This window comes from Angustibacter aerolatus (assembly GCF_054776675.1).
The window spans coordinates 15834-31061 of sequence record NZ_BAAHBM010000003.1 but is presented as its reverse complement, the minus strand read 5'-3'; the positions used below and the strand labels follow the sequence as shown (position 1 = coordinate 31061).

Below are 15228 nucleotides of genomic sequence, written 5' to 3'. Positions count from 1 at the left end.
AGGGCTTTCTCGATAAGTACGGCTTTAGGCCGGCCCGCGGCTACTTNGTGCTCATCGACGGCAAGCAGTACGACGCCAAGGCCCTCGCCGGCGTCGCCCACCTGCATCAGCACGGAACTCTTCTCACCCGCGACATGTTCTCGGGTGGTGACAGCACCGTCGCAAGGCGCCTCGAGCACCTAGGCTTTGAGGTCACCAAGCCGAACCGCTTGCCGGACTGGACCACCGACGAACTCATGCTGGCCCTGGACCTGTACCTGCGGACCCGAGAACGGATCAGCTACAGCGCGAGCACTCAGATCGTCACTGACCTAAGTGCCGAGTTGCGCGCCTTGCGAATCTTCGGCGACGAGACCCGGGCCGACCCGAGATTCCGCAACCCGGCTGGAGTCGCACTCAAGCTACACAACCTCTCCTCGATTGACCCCAGTCACACTGGGGAGGGAATGGGCCACGGCGGCTCAGGCGACGCGCGCGTTTGGCAGGACTGGGCGCACCGACCCGACGAGCTCGCCGTGGCCGTGGCCCTGATTCGGGAACGAGGAACCGGTGACCATGCCCTCGTTGATACCGGCGAGGAGGACGAGTACGAGGCCCCAGAGGGCAGAGTCCTCTACCGCCAGCACCGCCGGTACGAGCGGGACCGGACATTGGTGGCTAGAAAGAAGGCTGCTGTCCGCAAGCAAGGGCTGCCGGACGAGTTCGAGTTCGGCGGGCAGCGAGACGCCGCGACCTTCAAGCAGCTCGGCAACGGGGTGAATGTGGGCGTTGTCTGGAATGTCTTGAAGGCTCACGTTGAGCGAGACAAGGACCTGCTGCTCGCTACCGATCGCGGCCGGGCGATCTACGAGGCCATCGCCAGTGCTCCGCCTGCTCCTGCCGCGCGGATTCGCGAGGCTCTGATGCTGGCAGGTCATGGGGCCGGGACTACGGACACCATGATGCAAGGCGCCTCGAGTGCCTGAACTGGGTGCAGGCGGTCCTCAGCAGCCAGTTGCTAAGCTCGGGACGTGGCTCTCGCTGACCTGACCGACCCGCAGGCCGTCCTCGCGGCAGCGCGGGAATTCGACCAGCGTGGCCGGGAGGGCTTTCTCGATAAGTACGGCTTTAGGCCGGCCCGCGGCTTCTTTGTGCTCATCGACGGCAAGCAGTACGACGCCAAGGCCCTCGCCGGCGTCGCCCACCTGCATCAGCACGGAACTCTTCTCACCCGCGACATGTTCTCGGGTGGTGACAGCACCGTCGCAAGGCGCCTCGAGCACCTAGGCTTTGAGGTCACCAAGCCGAACCGCTTGCCGGACTGGACCACCGACGAACTCATGCTGGCCCTGGACCTGTACCTGCGGACCCGAGAACGGATCAGCTACAGCGCGAGCACTCAGATCGTCACTGACCTAAGTGCCGAGTTGCGCGCCTTGCGAATCTTCGGCGACGAGACCCGGGCCGACCCGAGATTCCGCAACCCGGCTGGAGTCGCACTCAAGCTACACAACCTCTCCTCGATTGACCCCAGTCACACTGGGGAGGGAATGGGCCACGGCGGCTCAGGCGACGCGCGCGTTTGGCAGGACTGGGCGCACCGACCCGACGAGCTCGCCGTGGCCGTGGCCCTGATTCGGGAACGAGGAACCGGTGACCATGCCCTCGTTGATACCGGCGAGGAGGACGAGTACGAGGCCCCAGAGGGCAGAGTCCTCTACCGCCAGCACCGCCGGTACGAGCGGGACCGGACATTGGTGGCTAGAAAGAAGGCTGCTGTCCGCAAAAGCACTGGGCGCCTCGCCTGCGAAGTGTGCGGAAGGGACTCGGCCGAGGTCTATGGAGTCGAGGGCGTAATCGATGTGCACCATATCGTGCCCCTGCACAAGGTCGGCCAGAGTGTTACCGCTCTCGAAGACCTTGCGCTGGTCTGCCCGACCTGCCACCGCGTGTTGCACCAGCATCGACCCGTCTTGACTCCAACTGAACTGCGCCTCTCGATGCAGCACCGCCATTAGAGGGATGGGGCGAGAGAAAAACCCCTGCGGCCTGCCACACGTCGATAGCCTGTACAGATGGATGAGGACTGCCGGCACGGCATGAATCCGGCCTGGTGTTCCACTTGCCAGGGGCACGACGATGCGCACGTCGCACGCCCGGCAGGGTCCCAGCTGCCCAGCGGGGGTGATAGCAAGCAGGACCAGTTGGACGCGCTTTGTCGCCAACTGAGGATCCCGCCGGCTTCTGTCGGGGTAGGAAGCAGCCTGCCTTCCGCCGTCTTCGACTCGGCGGCTCGCGCATGCGGTGTGCGACTTGGATCGATGCCTGAGATTGGCCAGGCTATTGCCACCAAGGCGGGCCTGACGTGGACTGCCAGTTGTGACAGTCGAGAAACGGTGAGTGGTGGCGGGTCCACCGTGACCCGCGACGGTTTGGAGGTCATGAACCGTGCGGTCGCGATCATTCTCAGGACGAAGCCGCGCGACCCCTCGAACTGAGACCCCGGCGACCGCCTGCTCATCAGTGCGAGTTTGAGCGGGCGATTCAGCCGATGTAGGGCGTCGAACGGCTCAGGGCATGGTCGAGGCGCATGCGGGTCGCCGCGCTGACGTCGGCGTCTGCCAGCTCGTTCAGGGGTACCCATCGCACGCTGGTTGACTCAGCGCTAGTCGCTAGCGAACCGCCTCGCAAGTCGGCCCTCAGGCTAATTGCGAACTGCTGACGGACCTCACCGTCGTCGTAGGCGATGACGTGCCCGGGGTCTGAGTAGACGCCGATGATGTCGGTCACCTCGACGCGGTAGCCGGTCTCTTCAAAGACCTCACGTTCGGCGGTCGTCCGGATGCTTTCACCCAGGTCTTGGGTGCCGCCGGGTAATGCCCATAGGCCGTTGTCTGAGCGCTGGATCATCAGCACGCGATCCTGCTCGTCCTGAACGAACGCGGTAGCGGCGGGGACGATGCGGTTGGGGTGCGGGGCGGACGGATCGTCTACGTACTCACGGCGCCCCATGTTGTCTCCCTACGGCCAGGCGGGTTCTGCGTCGTCCCACACCCTGTCGTACATGGCGGCGTAGGTGTCAAACAGGCCGCCGGCTGCCAAACGTCGCAGTTCTAGAACCGGGGCCTGCGCTGCGGGAAGCCCCAGCACGTGCGTGTTGGCCAGCATGGTGTCGTCGCTGCGGTAGATCGAGGTGTACAGCGTCGTACGGTGCAGGCGTACGTGGACGTTGGGCGCCTTCTGTAGCGGGCGTCGCAGCAGGTGCAGCGCGTTGCGCGTCTTGGTTGCAACGGACTGGCCGCCGATGCCTTCTTCCTCGCCGCGTAGCTGCACCGCCGCGCAGTCCGGGTGACCGAGCAGGAAGCGAACCCGTGTTCCGCTGGCAGCCTTCTGCTTGAGCATGTCGAGCAGCATCGGCGTTTGTTCGGGTAGGAAGAGCCCGGCGTAGACCAGGACGTCCACAAACGCGGTCGCGCCGGAGAACAGGCGCATCCAATCTTCGCCGGTGATGCCGGCCCGCCGCGGGTGCACCTCGACCACCTCGGACCTCGAGGCCAGCTCGGCGCGCTCAGGTGAGACGGCGTCTGGCCACAGCCACGTCTCGGACTCCTGGACCATCGCGGCGATCTGCGCTCGGTACCGCGGATACGGCAGGCGGCCCTGTGCGGTCCAGCGCTGCACCGTCTTGGGGTCGACGCCGAGCTGCTCTCCAATCTGATGCGGGCTCAGGCCATTGCGGCTCAGCGCGTCGCGAAGTCGTTCGTTCGTCATGCCCTGCCCCCAGGGACGTCAGGGACGTCTCCGCTGTCGCAGGACGTCCGTAGTCGTCCCACCTTGGGGTGATGGTGTCCCTAAGTCAAGCGGGAGGGTCATGGCACCGGGTCCTAGAAGAGGACCGCAGTCGTAAAGGAACTGTTGATGCCGAGCTACGCAGTGGACAGCAGCAAGCAGCCGATGGTCGCGACGGGTGTCGTGGGGATCGTGCAGGAGTGGATGGAGAAGGACGGCAAGCGGCGTCCGTCGGACGTGCAGGCGCGGGATGAGGCGACGGGGTTCCCGCTGTGGAACGTCGAGGTGATGTACCAGCAGACGGCGTTCGGACGTGTGTCGTCAACCACCGCGATGGTCGCCGTCTGCGCGATGGACGAGCCGTCGGTGGAGCCGCTGAAGCCGGTGCAGTTCGAGGGCCTGGGCGTGGAGGTCCGCGTCATCCGCGCGACCGGCGCCCTGGTGGAGAACTGGTCGGCCACCGCCCTGGTCGGTGCCCGGTCGGGCAAGGGCTCCAGCTCGGCGTCCAGCTCGGGCTCGGGTCAGTCGCAGGCAGCGGCCTGACCTGGTCTGCCTGAGCGGGGGACGTCGAGCTGATGCGGGGTGTGGTGCTGCTGCTGGTGATCGCGCCGGCCGTGCTAATCGCGGTGGTGGCTGGTGTGTGGTTCCTGGCGTCCGGGCTGGCGGTCGCGGTGTGGCTGTGGCCGGGCCTGGCGCCCATTGGGCTGGCCGCCTTCCTCATCACCCGCCTGTCGGTCAGCGGCGGCCGCGACGGGGGGAGGTGATCACCCCGGCAGTGCACAAGCGAGGCAGCCGGAAGGTCTGCGCAATCCAAGTCGTGAAGTGAGTGAGAAAGGACGTGTCGTGATCGTTCGGATCGTGGCGAAGTACTGGCTGTTCCTGGTGATCGTGGCCGCGCTGCTGGGGGTGGGTACGGCGGCGGCGGTGAACGCGCTGGCGATGAACGGCGCGGGTGTCGGTACCGGCCTGCTGGTGTCGGGGGTGCCGAACCTGAAGAACGGCTACGAGGACGGCGTGAAGCAGGGCAGCGCCTTCAACGAGGCGCACCCCTCCGGTGGTGACACCTCCGGCCTCATCGGCGGCGACAGCCACAAGGGCAAGTCGTCCAGCGGGTCGGGCGAGTCGAGTCAGGCGAAGAAGCCGGCCAAGGGCGCCGGCGCGACCGGGTAGCCGGGTGCGGCTCGGGTAGCTGGAGGGGTTCTGGGTCGGGCCGGGCGTGGCCGTCATCGGTTGTGCCCGGCCCGGCCTCAGCCCCCGTGTCGTGGGGCAGCGGGGTCCAGGTCATGCAGGTCAGTGGGGTGGAGGAGTTGGTGAGCGTGTTGTGGTCGAGGCAGGGCAGGGCGACGGGCGTGGCAGGTCGAACGAGTCGGCCGGGTGGTTGCGGGGTGCACGGCGCCCGGACGCGCGGTCGTCGAGCGTCGGTGGGGCTTCGGGTTCCGGTGGTGGCGCAGGTGCGTCAGGTGGACGCGACGTGGCGTGATCTCGTTGAGCGACGCCGGGAGGCTGCTGAGCGGATCGCCGACGTGCGGGCGAACGGGCGCCGGTGGGCGGTGCGGTTGCTGACCGCCGTGACGTTCTTCTACCTGTGGTCCGCCTCGCGCAGCATCGTGACGGCGGCTCTGGTGACGGCGGGGCTGCGGCTGCTGGGCCTGGTGGCGGCGTTCGGGTGGCGGCAGCAGGTGACCGGGGTGACCGTCGTCGAGGCCGGAAGTCGGGTACGTCGTGAGCGGGCGCTGCGCCGGCAGTGGGATCTCGCCTGTCAGGTGGCCGGCTTCCCGGTCGTGCCTCGTCTAACCGGGATCAGCGTGGTTGGGTCGGGTACGCAGAACGAGTCGGCGCGGGACTTCACCGCGACGGTCGAGGCGGGTCGGGTCGGTGTCCCGGTCGACGCCTTGGTCGAGGCCGCACCCACGTTGGCGGACGTGCTGGGCTGCCGAGAGCTGATCGTCACCCGGACCACGAACCGGGCCGGGGACCATGGCTGTGCCCGCCTGGTCATGGTGTGGAGCCAGCCTCTCGCGCAGGTGCGGACTTCGACCGACCTGATCCTGGCCTCCCGCACCGCGTCCGCATCTACATCGGCGCAGGCCGCTCCGGTGGGTTCGAGCGCCCCGGTGGTGCTCGGCCGTTCCGAGCAGGCGCAGCTCGGCCTCGACAGCAGCCCTGCCGCTGGTGCCGATGGTTCTGGGCTGGGTGCGGCACGGGTGGGCGCCGATGTGGTGCTGGACGTGTTCGACCCGTGGCACATCGGCATCCAGGGCGCGACCCGCTCGGGGAAGTCGGCGCTGTCGTACACGCTGCTGTCCGCACTCGCCTACCGGGCCGACGTCCTGGTCTGCGGGGTCGACCCGTCCGGCATTCTGCTCGCCCCGTGGAAGACCGGCCCCGGCGCAGCGTGGATCGCCACCGGCACCGCCGACCTGACGAACGCCGTCGACGCCCTGGCCGGCGTCGTCGCCGAGATGGATGCCCGCATCCGCCGGCTGCTGGACGAGGGCCGCGACAAGCTCGACGTCTTCGACCCGGCGCTGCCGCTGCTGCTGGTGGTGCTGGAGGAGTACCCCGGCACCCTGTCCGCCGCCAGGTCGCAGGACGACGCCGGGGGCCGCAGGAGCGGTGACCGGATCGCTCCGCGGATCGAGCGGGCGGTGGGCCGGCTGATCAAGGAGGGCGCCAAGGTCGGCGTGCGCGTCGCCCTCCTCGCCCAGCGCATGAGTGCGAAGGCGATCGACACCGACGACCGGTCCAACGTCGGCACCCGCATGACGCTGCGGGTCGACAACGGCGACGCCGTCACCATGCTCCACGACGGCCCCGCCGCCAGGGCGCAGGTCGAGGCCGCCCGCCACTTCCCGCCCGGCATGGGCTTGATCGAGGCCCCCGGGATGCCCCTGCAGCGCTGGCGCGCGGACCTGACCGACTACGCCGACTACCGCGCCCGCGTCGCGGACGGCCTCTCCCGCAACGCCAAGCAGTTCAGAGCAACGTCGAACCAGGCTGCGCCCGGTGTGCGGCTGGTTAAGGACGGAGACGCAGCATGAGCACCCTCAACCCCTCCGGGGTCCGGTATGCGCGCAGGGCCGGCGGTGGCGGCTCGCGGGTAATGCAGCACTTGCGCCGCAACCTGGTCCCCGGCGGCAGCCTGACCGATACCTTCGTGACAAAGCCGCTGCTCAAGCTCGCCAAGTTCCTGTTCTGGATCGTGCTGCTGTGCACGTTCGCGCTCATCAACCAGGTGCAGCACTGGGGGCTGCCCGACTTCGGCATCCACCGCCTGTGGTCGGCCGCCGAGACCATCCCCTGCACCTACGGCAACCCCGGCAGCAGCTCCACTGGCTCGCCCGGGTCGACCACGGTGGCTGCGACCGATCCCGCGAGTGCGTCCGCTGTGCAGCCGGCTCGGGCGCTGTCGGTCGACCCGGCCGCGCAACAGGTCATGGCCGACCTGCCCGCCTCCGTCGCCTCCGTCCAGGGCACCGCCCTGTCCCGCCTGTCCTCCAAGCCGCCGTCGAACGAGGCGATCGGCGCCGCGATGCTCGGCGCGTGGGATGCCGCCTCTCAGTACGTGAAGACGCTGCACGCCACCTCCCGCGGTAAGCCGGTCCCGGCCGACGTCCGCGCCAAGCAGACCCGCGCCGTCGTCGCCCAGCAGGCCGCGCTTGAGGTATTGACCCAGCAGTGCGCCAACCCCTGCCACGCCGACAACCCGAACCGCACCGTCGCGGACACCAGCGCCTACGCCTCGGCTGGTCGTGGCCCGTCCATCGCCCGCGCCGCTGCCGCCCGGGCCGGGTTCACCGGTGGTGACCTCGACATCGCCGTGGCCGTCGCGGGCGCTGAGTCCTCGTGGCGGTCGGACGCGATCAACCGGAACGCCAACGGCTCGACCGACTACGGCATGTGGCAGATCAACACCGTGCACGCCGGTCTGCTCGCCGCCGGCAACTGGCGCACCCCCGACGACAACGCCCGCATGGCGTTCGCGGTCTGGTCGCAGGCTGGCCGCTCGTGGACGCCGTGGACCACTTTCAAGACCGGCGCCTACCGCCAGCACCTCTACGCCGCGCACACCGCCACCACCACGACGGCCGCCGTGGGCTCGGTGGGCTCGGTGGGTACGCAGTCGGTCGACGCTCCGATGACCTGCGTGCTGTACGAGACGTCTGGCGACAGCGACGGCATCTCCGGCGGCGCCGGTGCCTGGGGCGGCTACCGCAACGGCCGTATCCCCGCCGTCGTCCTCTGTCACCCTCGAAGCGCCCCGGCGCAGCTGGTGCGGTGCGACGCCGCCCGGGCCCTCGACGCCATGAGCGCTGCCTATCGCGCCTCGTCCGTCTCGGGTGGGCGCGACCTGGCGGTGACCGACTCCTACCGCTCCTACGCCGCGCAGGTCTCCACGAAAGCCCGCAAGGGCAACCTGGCCGCGACCCCCGGCACGAGCAACCACGGATGGGGGCTGGCAATCGACTTCGGCGGCGGCATCCAGACCACCGGCTCGACCGCGCACGCCTGGATGCTCACCCACGCCGGCCACTACGGCTGGGTCCACCCGGCCTGGGCGCGCCCCGGCGGCTCGAAGCCCGAGCCCTGGCACTGGGAGTACGTCGGCACCACCTCCACCAGCGCGACGAGCTCGGGGCGGACGGCATGAGCACCCCCGTCATGGGTCACCGGTACGTGCGCCCGGCGTGCTCGTTCCGGCTCGACCTGCCCTGGCTGAGGGACACCCGCACCGTCAGCCGCACGGACGCCGACGCGATGCGTGCCTTCTGTGCCGGGTGCCCGCTCCTAGCCGCGTGCTCGGCTGACGCCGCCACCGAGACCGGTGGGTGGTGGGCCGGACGCGACCGCGGCCTCACACGTGTCGTGGTAGCAGGGGAGACGCCGGCTCTGCCCGGGCTCGAGGACGTCGCATGACCCGGGCAACCTCGACCGGCCAGACGCCCGCCCCGTACGAGCTGGACGCCCCGCTCGACCTGTCGGGCATCTCCGAGGCCGCGGGCCGGCAGATCGTGCACCGCATCACCTCGGGCACGTTCCGGGCCTGGGCCGACACCGCCGCCCGCGTCGGGCACTGCGCCCGCCCGGTCCGGCTGCGGGGACGCTCGACCACGATCGACGCCAGCACCGATGAGGTCGTCGGCTCCTACAGCAGCGACGCCGAGCCGCTGGGGCTGCTGCACGTGCGGTGCGGGAACCGGCGCGAGGCCGTCTGCCCGTCGTGCTCGCGCACCTACGCCGCCGACACTTTCCAGCTCATCCGGGCCGGGGTAGTCGGCGGCAAGGGCGTCCCGGAGACGGTCAGTGACAACCCGATGGTGTTCGCCACCACCACCGCCCCCTCGTTTGGTCCAGTGCACGGCCTCCGGGACGCCGGAAAGCGCTGCCGCCCTCGGGACAAGGCGATGCGGTGTGAGCACGGCCGCCCGGTCGGGTGCATGGCCGCGCACGTCGAGGGTGATCAGCTGGTGGGGCAGCCGATCTGCGTCGACTGCTACGACTACGACTCCCACGTGATCTGGCAGTGGTGGGCACCGGAGCTGTGGCGCCGGTTCACGATCGCCCTGCGCCGTGCCGTCGCCGCCCACCTCGGCACCAGCGAGGCCAAGTTGGGCGATGTCGCCACGGTGCAGTACGCGAAGGTCGCTGAGTTCCAGGCCCGCGCCGTCGTCCACTTCCACGCCCTGATCCGACTCGATGGCCCCAAGACCGCGACCGGCTTCGCACCCGCCCCCGCTGGCTTCGATGCCGCCGCCCTGGCTCGGATTGTCCAGACCACCGTCGCGGCGGTGCAGCTGACGGCGGACCCGGCGTTCGAGACCGACCCCGGCCGCGTCCTGCGCTTCGGCGCCCAGGTCGACGCCCGCCCCGTCTCCGTCCGGCACCGTGACGACGACCCGGACCAGCCGCTCACCCCCGAGCAGGTCGCCGGGTACATCGCCAAGTACGCCACCAAATCCGCCGCTGACACCTTCGACGCCAAACCCGGGCAGCTGCCCACGCTGCACGTGCAGCGCATCCGCCAGCTCGTCGAGCAGTTCGGCGCCCACGCTCGCGAGGAGTCGCGCATCCACTACCCGGCCGACCCGTCCCCGTACGTGCGGATGGGTCGCTGGGTCCACATGCTCGGCTTCCGCGGCCACTTCTCCACCAAGTCCCGCAGGTACTCCGTCACCCTCGGCCGGCTGCGCCGCGCCCGCCGCCGCTGGCACACCATCGCCGCCGACGCCGCCCGCACCGGCACCCCTCTCGACGTCGCCGAGCTGGAAGCCAAGCTCCTGGCCGACGACGACGACACCGCGACCACCCTCGTCGTCGGGGACTGGACGTTCGTCGGCGCCGGGTGGACCACCGACGGCGACGCCGCCCTGGCCCGTGCCGCTGCCGCCCGCGCCCGTGAGCACGCCCAGGAGCGGGCACAGCAGCGCCGCAACAGCGCGGCAGCAGGTCGGATCCGTTGAGCAGCAGGGGAGGAAGCAGCATGCAGGAGTTGGTGCACGAGGAGCCGCTGTGGTCGGTGCAGGAGGTCGCGGCGTACCTCAACGTCCCGGTGAACACGTTGTACGGGTGGCGCAGCCAGGGGTGCGGCCCTGACGGTCGACGCGTCGGGAAGTACCTGCGGTACCGGCCGCAGGATGTTCGCGCCTGGGTCGAGGCCCTGTCGACCAGCGTCGCGTCGTGAGCGGCCGGCTCGGGCTCGGTGAGCGCGGCGAGGTCTTCTACGCCGAGCAGCAGGGCCAGGTCGTGGCGATGGTCTACTACCGCGACCACAGCGGACGCCGTCGGAGGGCCCGCGCCACCGCGACCTCGAAGGCCGCGGCTCGACGTGCGGCGACGCGTGCGGTCGACCGGGCGCTGCTGGCGGGTGACGGCTACGTCGAGCCGCTGACCGTTGCCGAGGCGGCCGAGCAGTGGGTGGCCGGGATCGAGGCGCAGGTCGAGCGGGGCACGCGTTCTCCGACCACGCTCGACGTGTACCGCAGCGCTCTTCGGGTGCACGTGCTGCCGGCGATCGGTGGTTGGCGGGTGCACGAGCTGACGCCGGGTCGGCTCGACCGGTTCCTGACGACGGTGCAGGCGCAGCGCGGGTTCAGCTCGGCCAAAATGTGCCGCACGGTGCTGTCCGGCATCTGCGGTCTGCTGGTGCGCCGGGATGCGTTGCCGCAGAACCCTGTTCGTGACGTCGGCCGGCTGGAACGTGGGCGGGCGCGGGGTGAGAAGCGGACGCTGACCCGCCAGGACGTCGCCGGGTGGCTCGCGGTGCTCGATGCCAGCGAGTACGCCGTGCGGCGCGACCTGCCGGACCTCGTGCGCTTCCTGCTGGGGACCGGCATGCGGCTCGGTGAGGCGCTGGCGCTGTCGTGGCAGGACGTCGACCTCGACACGGGCGTGGTCCGCGTTGAGTGGACGGTCGTGCGGGCCACCGGTCGCGGCGTCATCCGCAAGGACACCAAGGCGGCCTCCTCGGACCGCACGCTCGTGCTGCCCCGCTGGTGCCTCGAGCTGCTGGCTGAGCGGCGCCGGACCCTGACCGGTGACGGTCCGGTGTTCCCGAACGCCACCGGCGGGTGGCGCGACCGCAACAACGTCTGTCGCGACCTGCGCCGGATTCGCACCGGCACGGCCTACGAGTGGTTCGTGTCGCACACCGCTCGCCGCACCGTCGCCACCCTGCTTGACGGGAGTGGGCTGACCGCGCGGGTCATCGCGGACCAGCTGGGGCACGCCCGGGTGTCGATGACGCAGGACGTCTACCTCGGCCGGCGGCTGCCCGGGACCGCCGCAGCGCGCTCGCTCGATGATCTGCTGAGCACGCCCGAGACGCGGTCTGAGGGCTGACGTGTCCTCCACGTGTCCTTCAGGCCTCATTGCGTCGGTGCTGGCGGCCCTGCTGCTGCCGCGCATTATGGCCCTGACCTGCGAGGACGTGGTGGGCCCCGTGGGGATCGAACCCACAACCCGCGGATTAAAAGTCCGCTGCTCTGCCAGTTGAGCTAGAGGCCCGGCGGTGCCGAGCGTACGGCAGGGCGGCCGCGGGCCGACGGCTGTCCAGAGCGGCCAGTGCGGACGACGGCCTCATGGGGTGAGTGCGGGCGACTGCTGCGCGGTGCGGCGGGCGCGGCGGTTGCGGACCAGGGCGGGGATCCACCACACGGCGGCGACGGCGATGAGCAGGGCGAGCACGGTGCTCAGGATGTCGGGGACTGCACCGAACACCCCGGGGAGCAGGACCAGGACGTAGAACAGGACCGCCGTGCCGATCAGCTTGACGATCGCGTTCGCGAGCTCTGGCATCCTCGTGTCCCCCGGGTCTGACTGCTGATGACTCGTGTCACCGGGAACGTAGCGCGCCGCCGAGGCCGGTGTCAGCCCGTCGTGCGGCGTCGCAGGACGCTGACGAGGTGCCCGAGTGCCCACAAAGACACGCCTGCGGCGGCGCCGGCGACGGTGGCTGCCGCGAGGCGCAGGGCCTGACGCGAGGCCGCGGGCTTCGCGGCGTGCTCGTCGGTGGCGACCGATGCGGCCGAGGGGTCGGGGCGGGGGCCGCGGCGACGGCGGGCCGCCTCGGCCGCGATGATGCGGTCGGCTTCTCGCTCGGCACCCTCTGGCGGCGGGTCGGGCGCGAAGGACAGGGACATCTGCGGGGCTCCCTCGGTCGGGCCCACCGTCGGGCGGGTGGGCGGTCGATCGTGCCGGGCGGGCACCGCGGCGGTGACACGATGCCGCGACATCGGCCGTCCCGCGCGCGCGGACCGCGCGGACCCGGGTTCAGCGGTCGACCGCCTGCCAGCCCCCGCCCATCGGCGGCATGCCCCGCGGCGCCCACGTCGTCAGGCGCCGGCGGTGCAGGGCACGGAGGTTGTGCACCGCGATGGCCAGCAGCAGCACCGACCACACCACCTGGACGGCGCGCGCCGGGCCCGAGGCGGGCTGGCTGAACAGGCCCACCGCCACGACGACCATGATGACGACGACAGCGACCGTCGCGACGGTCAGCGCGGTGGCCAGGACACGGCCGATGGTCTTCTCGTAGCGCTGCACGCGTCCGCTCCAGAGCCCGTGGGCCCCGGCCGGTCCGGTGCCCGCGCGAACGCTAGGTGCACCGGACCCTCGACGCACCACGGCCGTCAGCCCGGGGTCAGCTTCGCCCGCATCCGCTCGGCGCTCTCGTGCCAGACGGCGGCATCGGCTCGGGCGACGACGAGGGCGCCGTCGACCAGGCCGGTGCGGATGCGTACGTGCTGCTCGCGGGCGAGCCGCCGCACCTGCGCGCGGACGGCCTCGACGTCGTCGTGCGGGGCGAGCCGGTGTGCCACCTGCTCGTCGGCGACGGCGGCGCGCAGCAGGCGGTCGGCGAGGTCGACCGGGCGGTCCGTCACCCGGGCAGCGTGACCCCGGCCCGCCCCGGACGTCGACGGGCTCAGTCGTCCGAGCCGTGCCCACCGTGGTCGTCGCCCTGGTCGTCGTCACCCTGGTCGTCGTCGTCGCCGGCGGTCGTGCCGGTCGAGGCGTGGTCGCCGTGGCCGTCGACGCGGTCGTGGCCGCGGCCGCCCTTCGCGTGGTCGCGCCCGCGCCCGCCACGGACGTCGTCGTCGCCGTCGTCGCCGGAGACGGTGTCGTCGCCGGTGCCGCCGCGGACGACGTCGTCGCCTGCGCCGCCGCCGACGTGGTCGTCGCCCGCGCCACCCGAGACGTGGTCGTCGTCGGCACCGCCCCGCACGGTGTCGTCGCCGGTGCCGGCATCGATCCGGTCGTCGCCCACGCCGCCGGTGACGGTGTCGTCGCCGGCTCCGGAGCAGATGAGGTCGGCGCCGCCGCGGCCGTCGACGTGGTCGCGGCCGCCGAGGGTGACGATGACGTCGGCGCCCTTGGTGCCCTTGATGGTGTCGGCGTGCGCGGTGCCGACGATGGTGGCGGTGCGGCCCAGGCAGGTGGGGCGGTGGTGGTGGCCACTCGCAGCAGCCGACAGCGCGGGGACGGCGCACAGGGCGGCGAGGGGGAGGGCGACGAGCACGCGACGAGCGGTGACCACGGGGGCTCCTGACAGAGGGGATCGGGCGTCGGAGAGGGCTTCGACACCGCGGGGTCGCGACCGGAGGATCCCGGCCGGAGTCCGCCGGAACGGGCTACGACCGAGGTCGTACGACCACCCGGACGGCGGACGGGCGTGGGCGGCGGGATGATGTGCGCGCACCGCCCGCCGCCGACGCCGGGTCCCACCACCGACCGAGGACCTGTCATCGCCACGTCGTCCGCACCCGAAGATCCCACCGGCCCCGGCATCCACCGGGGCCTCGTCGTGCTGCTCGCCGTCGCCGCCGGCGCGGCCGTCGGCAACCTCTACTGGGCGCAGCCCCTGCTCGAGGTGATCGGCCGCGACCTCGACGCCCCGGTGAGCCACGTCGGGTGGTTGGTGACCGCGACGCAGCTCGGGTACGCCGTCGGCATCCTGCTGCTGGTGCCGCTCGGCGACGTCGTGGACCGTCGCCGGCTGGTGCCGCTGATGCTGGTGATCTCGGCCGTGGCGCTGGTGGCCTGCGCCGTCGCGCCGACGTTCCCCACGCTGCTGGCGGCGATCACCCTGGTCGGGCTGACGACGGTGTCGGGGCAGATCATCGCGCCGCTGGCCGGCGACCTGGCCGCCGAGGAGCACCGCGGCCGCGTCGTCGGGGTGGTGACCTCCGGCATCCTCACCGGCATCCTCGTCTCGCGGACGCTGAGCGGGCTCGTCGCCGGGCTGCTGGGCTGGCGGGCGATCTACGTGGCCGCGGCCGTCGGCGCCGTCGTGCTCGCGGTGGTGCTGCGCCGCAAGCTGCCCGAGCTGCCGCCGAAGACCCGCATGGCGTACCCCGCGCTCATCGCCTCGGTCGGTCGGGTGATCGCCTCGGAGCGGATCGTGCGCTGGTCGCTGGTGCTCGGCGCCATCCAGTTCGGCCTGTTCACCATGTTCTGGACGGCGCTGACGTTCCTGCTGAGCGACGACCCGTTCGACTACTCGGCCACCACGATCGGGCTCTTCGGCCTGTTCGGGCTCGCCGGAGCCGTTGCGGCACAACGCACCGGGCGGCTGCACGACCGCGGCTGGTCGCTGCCGGCCACCGGCGTCGGCTGGGTGCTCGTGCTGGTCGCGTTCGTCGTCGCGTCGCTCGCCGGCAGCTCGGCGCTGCTGGTGATCGTCGCCGTCGTGGTGCTCGACGTCGCGATCCAGTCGCTCAACATCCTGAACCAGACCCGGCTGTTCGCGGTGTCGCACACCGCCCGCAGCCGGCTGAACACCACGGCGGTCACCGCGAACTTCGTCGCGGGCGCCATCGGGTCGGCCGGCGCGAGCCTGCTCTGGCAGCACGGCGGCTGGACGTCGGTCACCACCGTCGCCATCGCGATGTCCGTCGTCGGCCTCGTGGTCTGGGCGCTCGGGCGGCGCGGACCGCTGATCGCCACGCGCACCGAGTAGCGGAG

At 71.1% G+C, this 15228-nt stretch carries 18 protein-coding genes and 1 tRNA gene; 11 read left to right on the top strand and 8 right to left on the bottom strand.

Annotated elements, in window-relative coordinates:
• Nucleotides 1–134 precede the first annotated feature (134 nt).
• Together ACYVI6_RS01460 and ACYVI6_RS01455 are read left to right on the top strand one after the other, a co-directional pair.
• Nucleotides 135–965: a DNA cytosine methyltransferase gene (locus ACYVI6_RS01460; protein WP_460444724.1), complete on the top strand. Its 831-nt coding sequence runs from the start codon at nucleotides 135–137 to the stop codon at nucleotides 963–965.
• Nucleotides 966–1010: 45 nt separating this feature from the next.
• The gene (locus tag ACYVI6_RS01455) at nucleotides 1011–1997 is read left to right on the top strand and encodes an HNH endonuclease (protein WP_460444665.1); all 987 of its coding nucleotides are present in this window, start codon (nucleotides 1011–1013) and stop codon (nucleotides 1995–1997) included.
• A gap of 526 nt (nucleotides 1998–2523) precedes the next feature.
• Here the strand turns inward: ACYVI6_RS01455 and ACYVI6_RS01450 are convergent.
• Together ACYVI6_RS01450 and ACYVI6_RS01445 are read right to left on the bottom strand one after the other, a co-directional pair.
• On the bottom strand, nucleotides 2524–2991 hold the full coding sequence (locus ACYVI6_RS01450) for an NUDIX domain-containing protein (RefSeq protein ID WP_284289296.1): 468 nt from the start codon (nucleotides 2989–2991) through the stop codon (nucleotides 2524–2526).
• A gap of 9 nt (nucleotides 2992–3000) precedes the next feature.
• The gene (locus ACYVI6_RS01445) at nucleotides 3001–3750 is read right to left on the bottom strand and encodes an XRE family transcriptional regulator (RefSeq protein WP_460444664.1); all 750 of its coding nucleotides are present in this window, start codon (nucleotides 3748–3750) and stop codon (nucleotides 3001–3003) included.
• A 147-nt stretch (nucleotides 3751–3897) separates the two neighbouring features.
• On the opposite strand from ACYVI6_RS01445, the gene ACYVI6_RS01440 reads away from it, so the two are divergent.
• The 8 genes from ACYVI6_RS01440 to ACYVI6_RS01405 all read left to right on the top strand — a co-directional run bounded on the left by ACYVI6_RS01440 (nucleotide 3898) and on the right by ACYVI6_RS01405 (nucleotide 11607).
• Nucleotides 3898–4311, top strand: coding sequence for a hypothetical protein (locus tag ACYVI6_RS01440; RefSeq protein ID WP_460444663.1), 414 nt, complete (start codon nucleotides 3898–3900; stop codon nucleotides 4309–4311).
• Between the two features lie 32 nt (nucleotides 4312–4343).
• The gene (locus ACYVI6_RS01435) at nucleotides 4344–4532 is read left to right on the top strand and encodes a hypothetical protein (RefSeq protein WP_460444662.1); all 189 of its coding nucleotides are present in this window, start codon (nucleotides 4344–4346) and stop codon (nucleotides 4530–4532) included.
• 79 nt (nucleotides 4533–4611) lie between these two features.
• Nucleotides 4612–4938 carry a hypothetical protein gene (locus tag ACYVI6_RS01430; protein WP_460444661.1) on the top strand — a complete coding sequence of 109 codons (327 nt, stop codon included), beginning with the start codon at nucleotides 4612–4614 and terminating at the stop codon, nucleotides 4936–4938.
• A 272-nt stretch (nucleotides 4939–5210) separates the two neighbouring features.
• Entirely contained in the window at nucleotides 5211–6809 is a 1599-nt protein-coding gene (locus tag ACYVI6_RS01425) for an FtsK/SpoIIIE domain-containing protein (RefSeq protein WP_460444660.1), read from the top strand.
• A 116-nt stretch (nucleotides 6810–6925) separates the two neighbouring features.
• Complete coding sequence (locus ACYVI6_RS01420; RefSeq protein WP_460444659.1) at nucleotides 6926–8419, top strand: D-alanyl-D-alanine carboxypeptidase family protein; 1494 nt, start codon at nucleotides 6926–6928, stop codon at nucleotides 8417–8419.
• A gap of 262 nt (nucleotides 8420–8681) precedes the next feature.
• A complete protein-coding gene (locus ACYVI6_RS01415) occupies nucleotides 8682–10229 on the top strand; it encodes a replication initiator (protein ID WP_460444658.1) in 1548 nt (515 codons plus the stop codon).
• Between the two features lie 20 nt (nucleotides 10230–10249).
• The gene (locus ACYVI6_RS01410) at nucleotides 10250–10450 is read left to right on the top strand and encodes a helix-turn-helix domain-containing protein (protein WP_284289305.1); all 201 of its coding nucleotides are present in this window, start codon (nucleotides 10250–10252) and stop codon (nucleotides 10448–10450) included.
• Entirely contained in the window at nucleotides 10447–11607 is a 1161-nt protein-coding gene (locus ACYVI6_RS01405; protein WP_460444657.1) for a tyrosine-type recombinase/integrase, read from the top strand. Before ACYVI6_RS01410 ends, ACYVI6_RS01405 begins: the two co-directional genes overlap by 4 nt.
• A gap of 89 nt (nucleotides 11608–11696) precedes the next feature.
• Here ACYVI6_RS01405 and ACYVI6_RS01400 read toward each other — a convergent pair.
• The 6 genes from ACYVI6_RS01400 to ACYVI6_RS01375 form a co-directional block, all read right to left on the bottom strand.
• A tRNA-Lys gene (locus ACYVI6_RS01400) sits at nucleotides 11697–11772 on the bottom strand.
• A 72-nt stretch (nucleotides 11773–11844) separates the two neighbouring features.
• A complete protein-coding gene (locus ACYVI6_RS01395) occupies nucleotides 11845–12063 on the bottom strand; it encodes a hypothetical protein (protein ID WP_460444656.1) in 219 nt (72 codons plus the stop codon).
• A gap of 71 nt (nucleotides 12064–12134) precedes the next feature.
• Nucleotides 12135–12407 carry a hypothetical protein gene (locus ACYVI6_RS01390; protein ID WP_460444655.1) on the bottom strand — a complete coding sequence of 91 codons (273 nt, stop codon included), beginning with the start codon at nucleotides 12405–12407 and terminating at the stop codon, nucleotides 12135–12137.
• Nucleotides 12408–12537: 130 nt separating this feature from the next.
• Nucleotides 12538–12810: a hypothetical protein gene (locus ACYVI6_RS01385; protein WP_284289310.1), complete on the bottom strand. Its 273-nt coding sequence runs from the start codon at nucleotides 12808–12810 to the stop codon at nucleotides 12538–12540.
• An 86-nt stretch (nucleotides 12811–12896) separates the two neighbouring features.
• The gene (locus ACYVI6_RS01380) at nucleotides 12897–13148 is read right to left on the bottom strand and encodes a hypothetical protein (RefSeq protein WP_460444654.1); all 252 of its coding nucleotides are present in this window, start codon (nucleotides 13146–13148) and stop codon (nucleotides 12897–12899) included.
• Between the two features lie 41 nt (nucleotides 13149–13189).
• Nucleotides 13190–13801 (bottom strand): calcium-binding protein, encoded by a 612-nt coding sequence (locus ACYVI6_RS01375; RefSeq protein ID WP_460444653.1) that lies wholly within the window; start codon nucleotides 13799–13801, stop codon nucleotides 13190–13192.
• Between the two features lie 267 nt (nucleotides 13802–14068).
• Between ACYVI6_RS01375 and ACYVI6_RS01370 the strand changes: the two genes are divergently transcribed.
• On the top strand, nucleotides 14069–15223 hold the full coding sequence (locus tag ACYVI6_RS01370) for an MFS transporter (protein ID WP_460444652.1): 1155 nt from the start codon (nucleotides 14069–14071) through the stop codon (nucleotides 15221–15223).
• The last annotated feature ends 5 nt before the right edge of the window (nucleotides 15224–15228 follow it).

Bases quoted from the DNA above. Each gene is read 5' to 3' on its own strand.
- ACYVI6_RS01460 (WP_460444724.1), top strand. From the start codon at position 135: ATGTTCTCGGGTGGTGACAGCACCGTCGCAAGGCGCCTCGAGCACCTA.
- ACYVI6_RS01450 (WP_284289296.1), bottom strand. From the start codon at position 2,991: ATGGGGCGCCGTGAGTACGTAGACGATCCGTCCGCCCCGCACCCCAAC.
- ACYVI6_RS01445 (WP_460444664.1), bottom strand. From the start codon at position 3,750: ATGACGAACGAACGACTTCGCGACGCGCTGAGCCGCAATGGCCTGAGC.
- ACYVI6_RS01440 (WP_460444663.1), top strand. From the start codon at position 3,898: ATGCCGAGCTACGCAGTGGACAGCAGCAAGCAGCCGATGGTCGCGACG.
- ACYVI6_RS01435 (WP_460444662.1), top strand. From the start codon at position 4,344: ATGCGGGGTGTGGTGCTGCTGCTGGTGATCGCGCCGGCCGTGCTAATC.
- ACYVI6_RS01415 (WP_460444658.1), top strand. From the start codon at position 8,682: ATGACCCGGGCAACCTCGACCGGCCAGACGCCCGCCCCGTACGAGCTG.
- ACYVI6_RS01410 (WP_284289305.1), top strand. From the start codon at position 10,250: ATGCAGGAGTTGGTGCACGAGGAGCCGCTGTGGTCGGTGCAGGAGGTC.
- ACYVI6_RS01395 (WP_460444656.1), bottom strand. From the start codon at position 12,063: ATGCCAGAGCTCGCGAACGCGATCGTCAAGCTGATCGGCACGGCGGTC.
- ACYVI6_RS01390 (WP_460444655.1), bottom strand. From the start codon at position 12,407: ATGTCCCTGTCCTTCGCGCCCGACCCGCCGCCAGAGGGTGCCGAGCGA.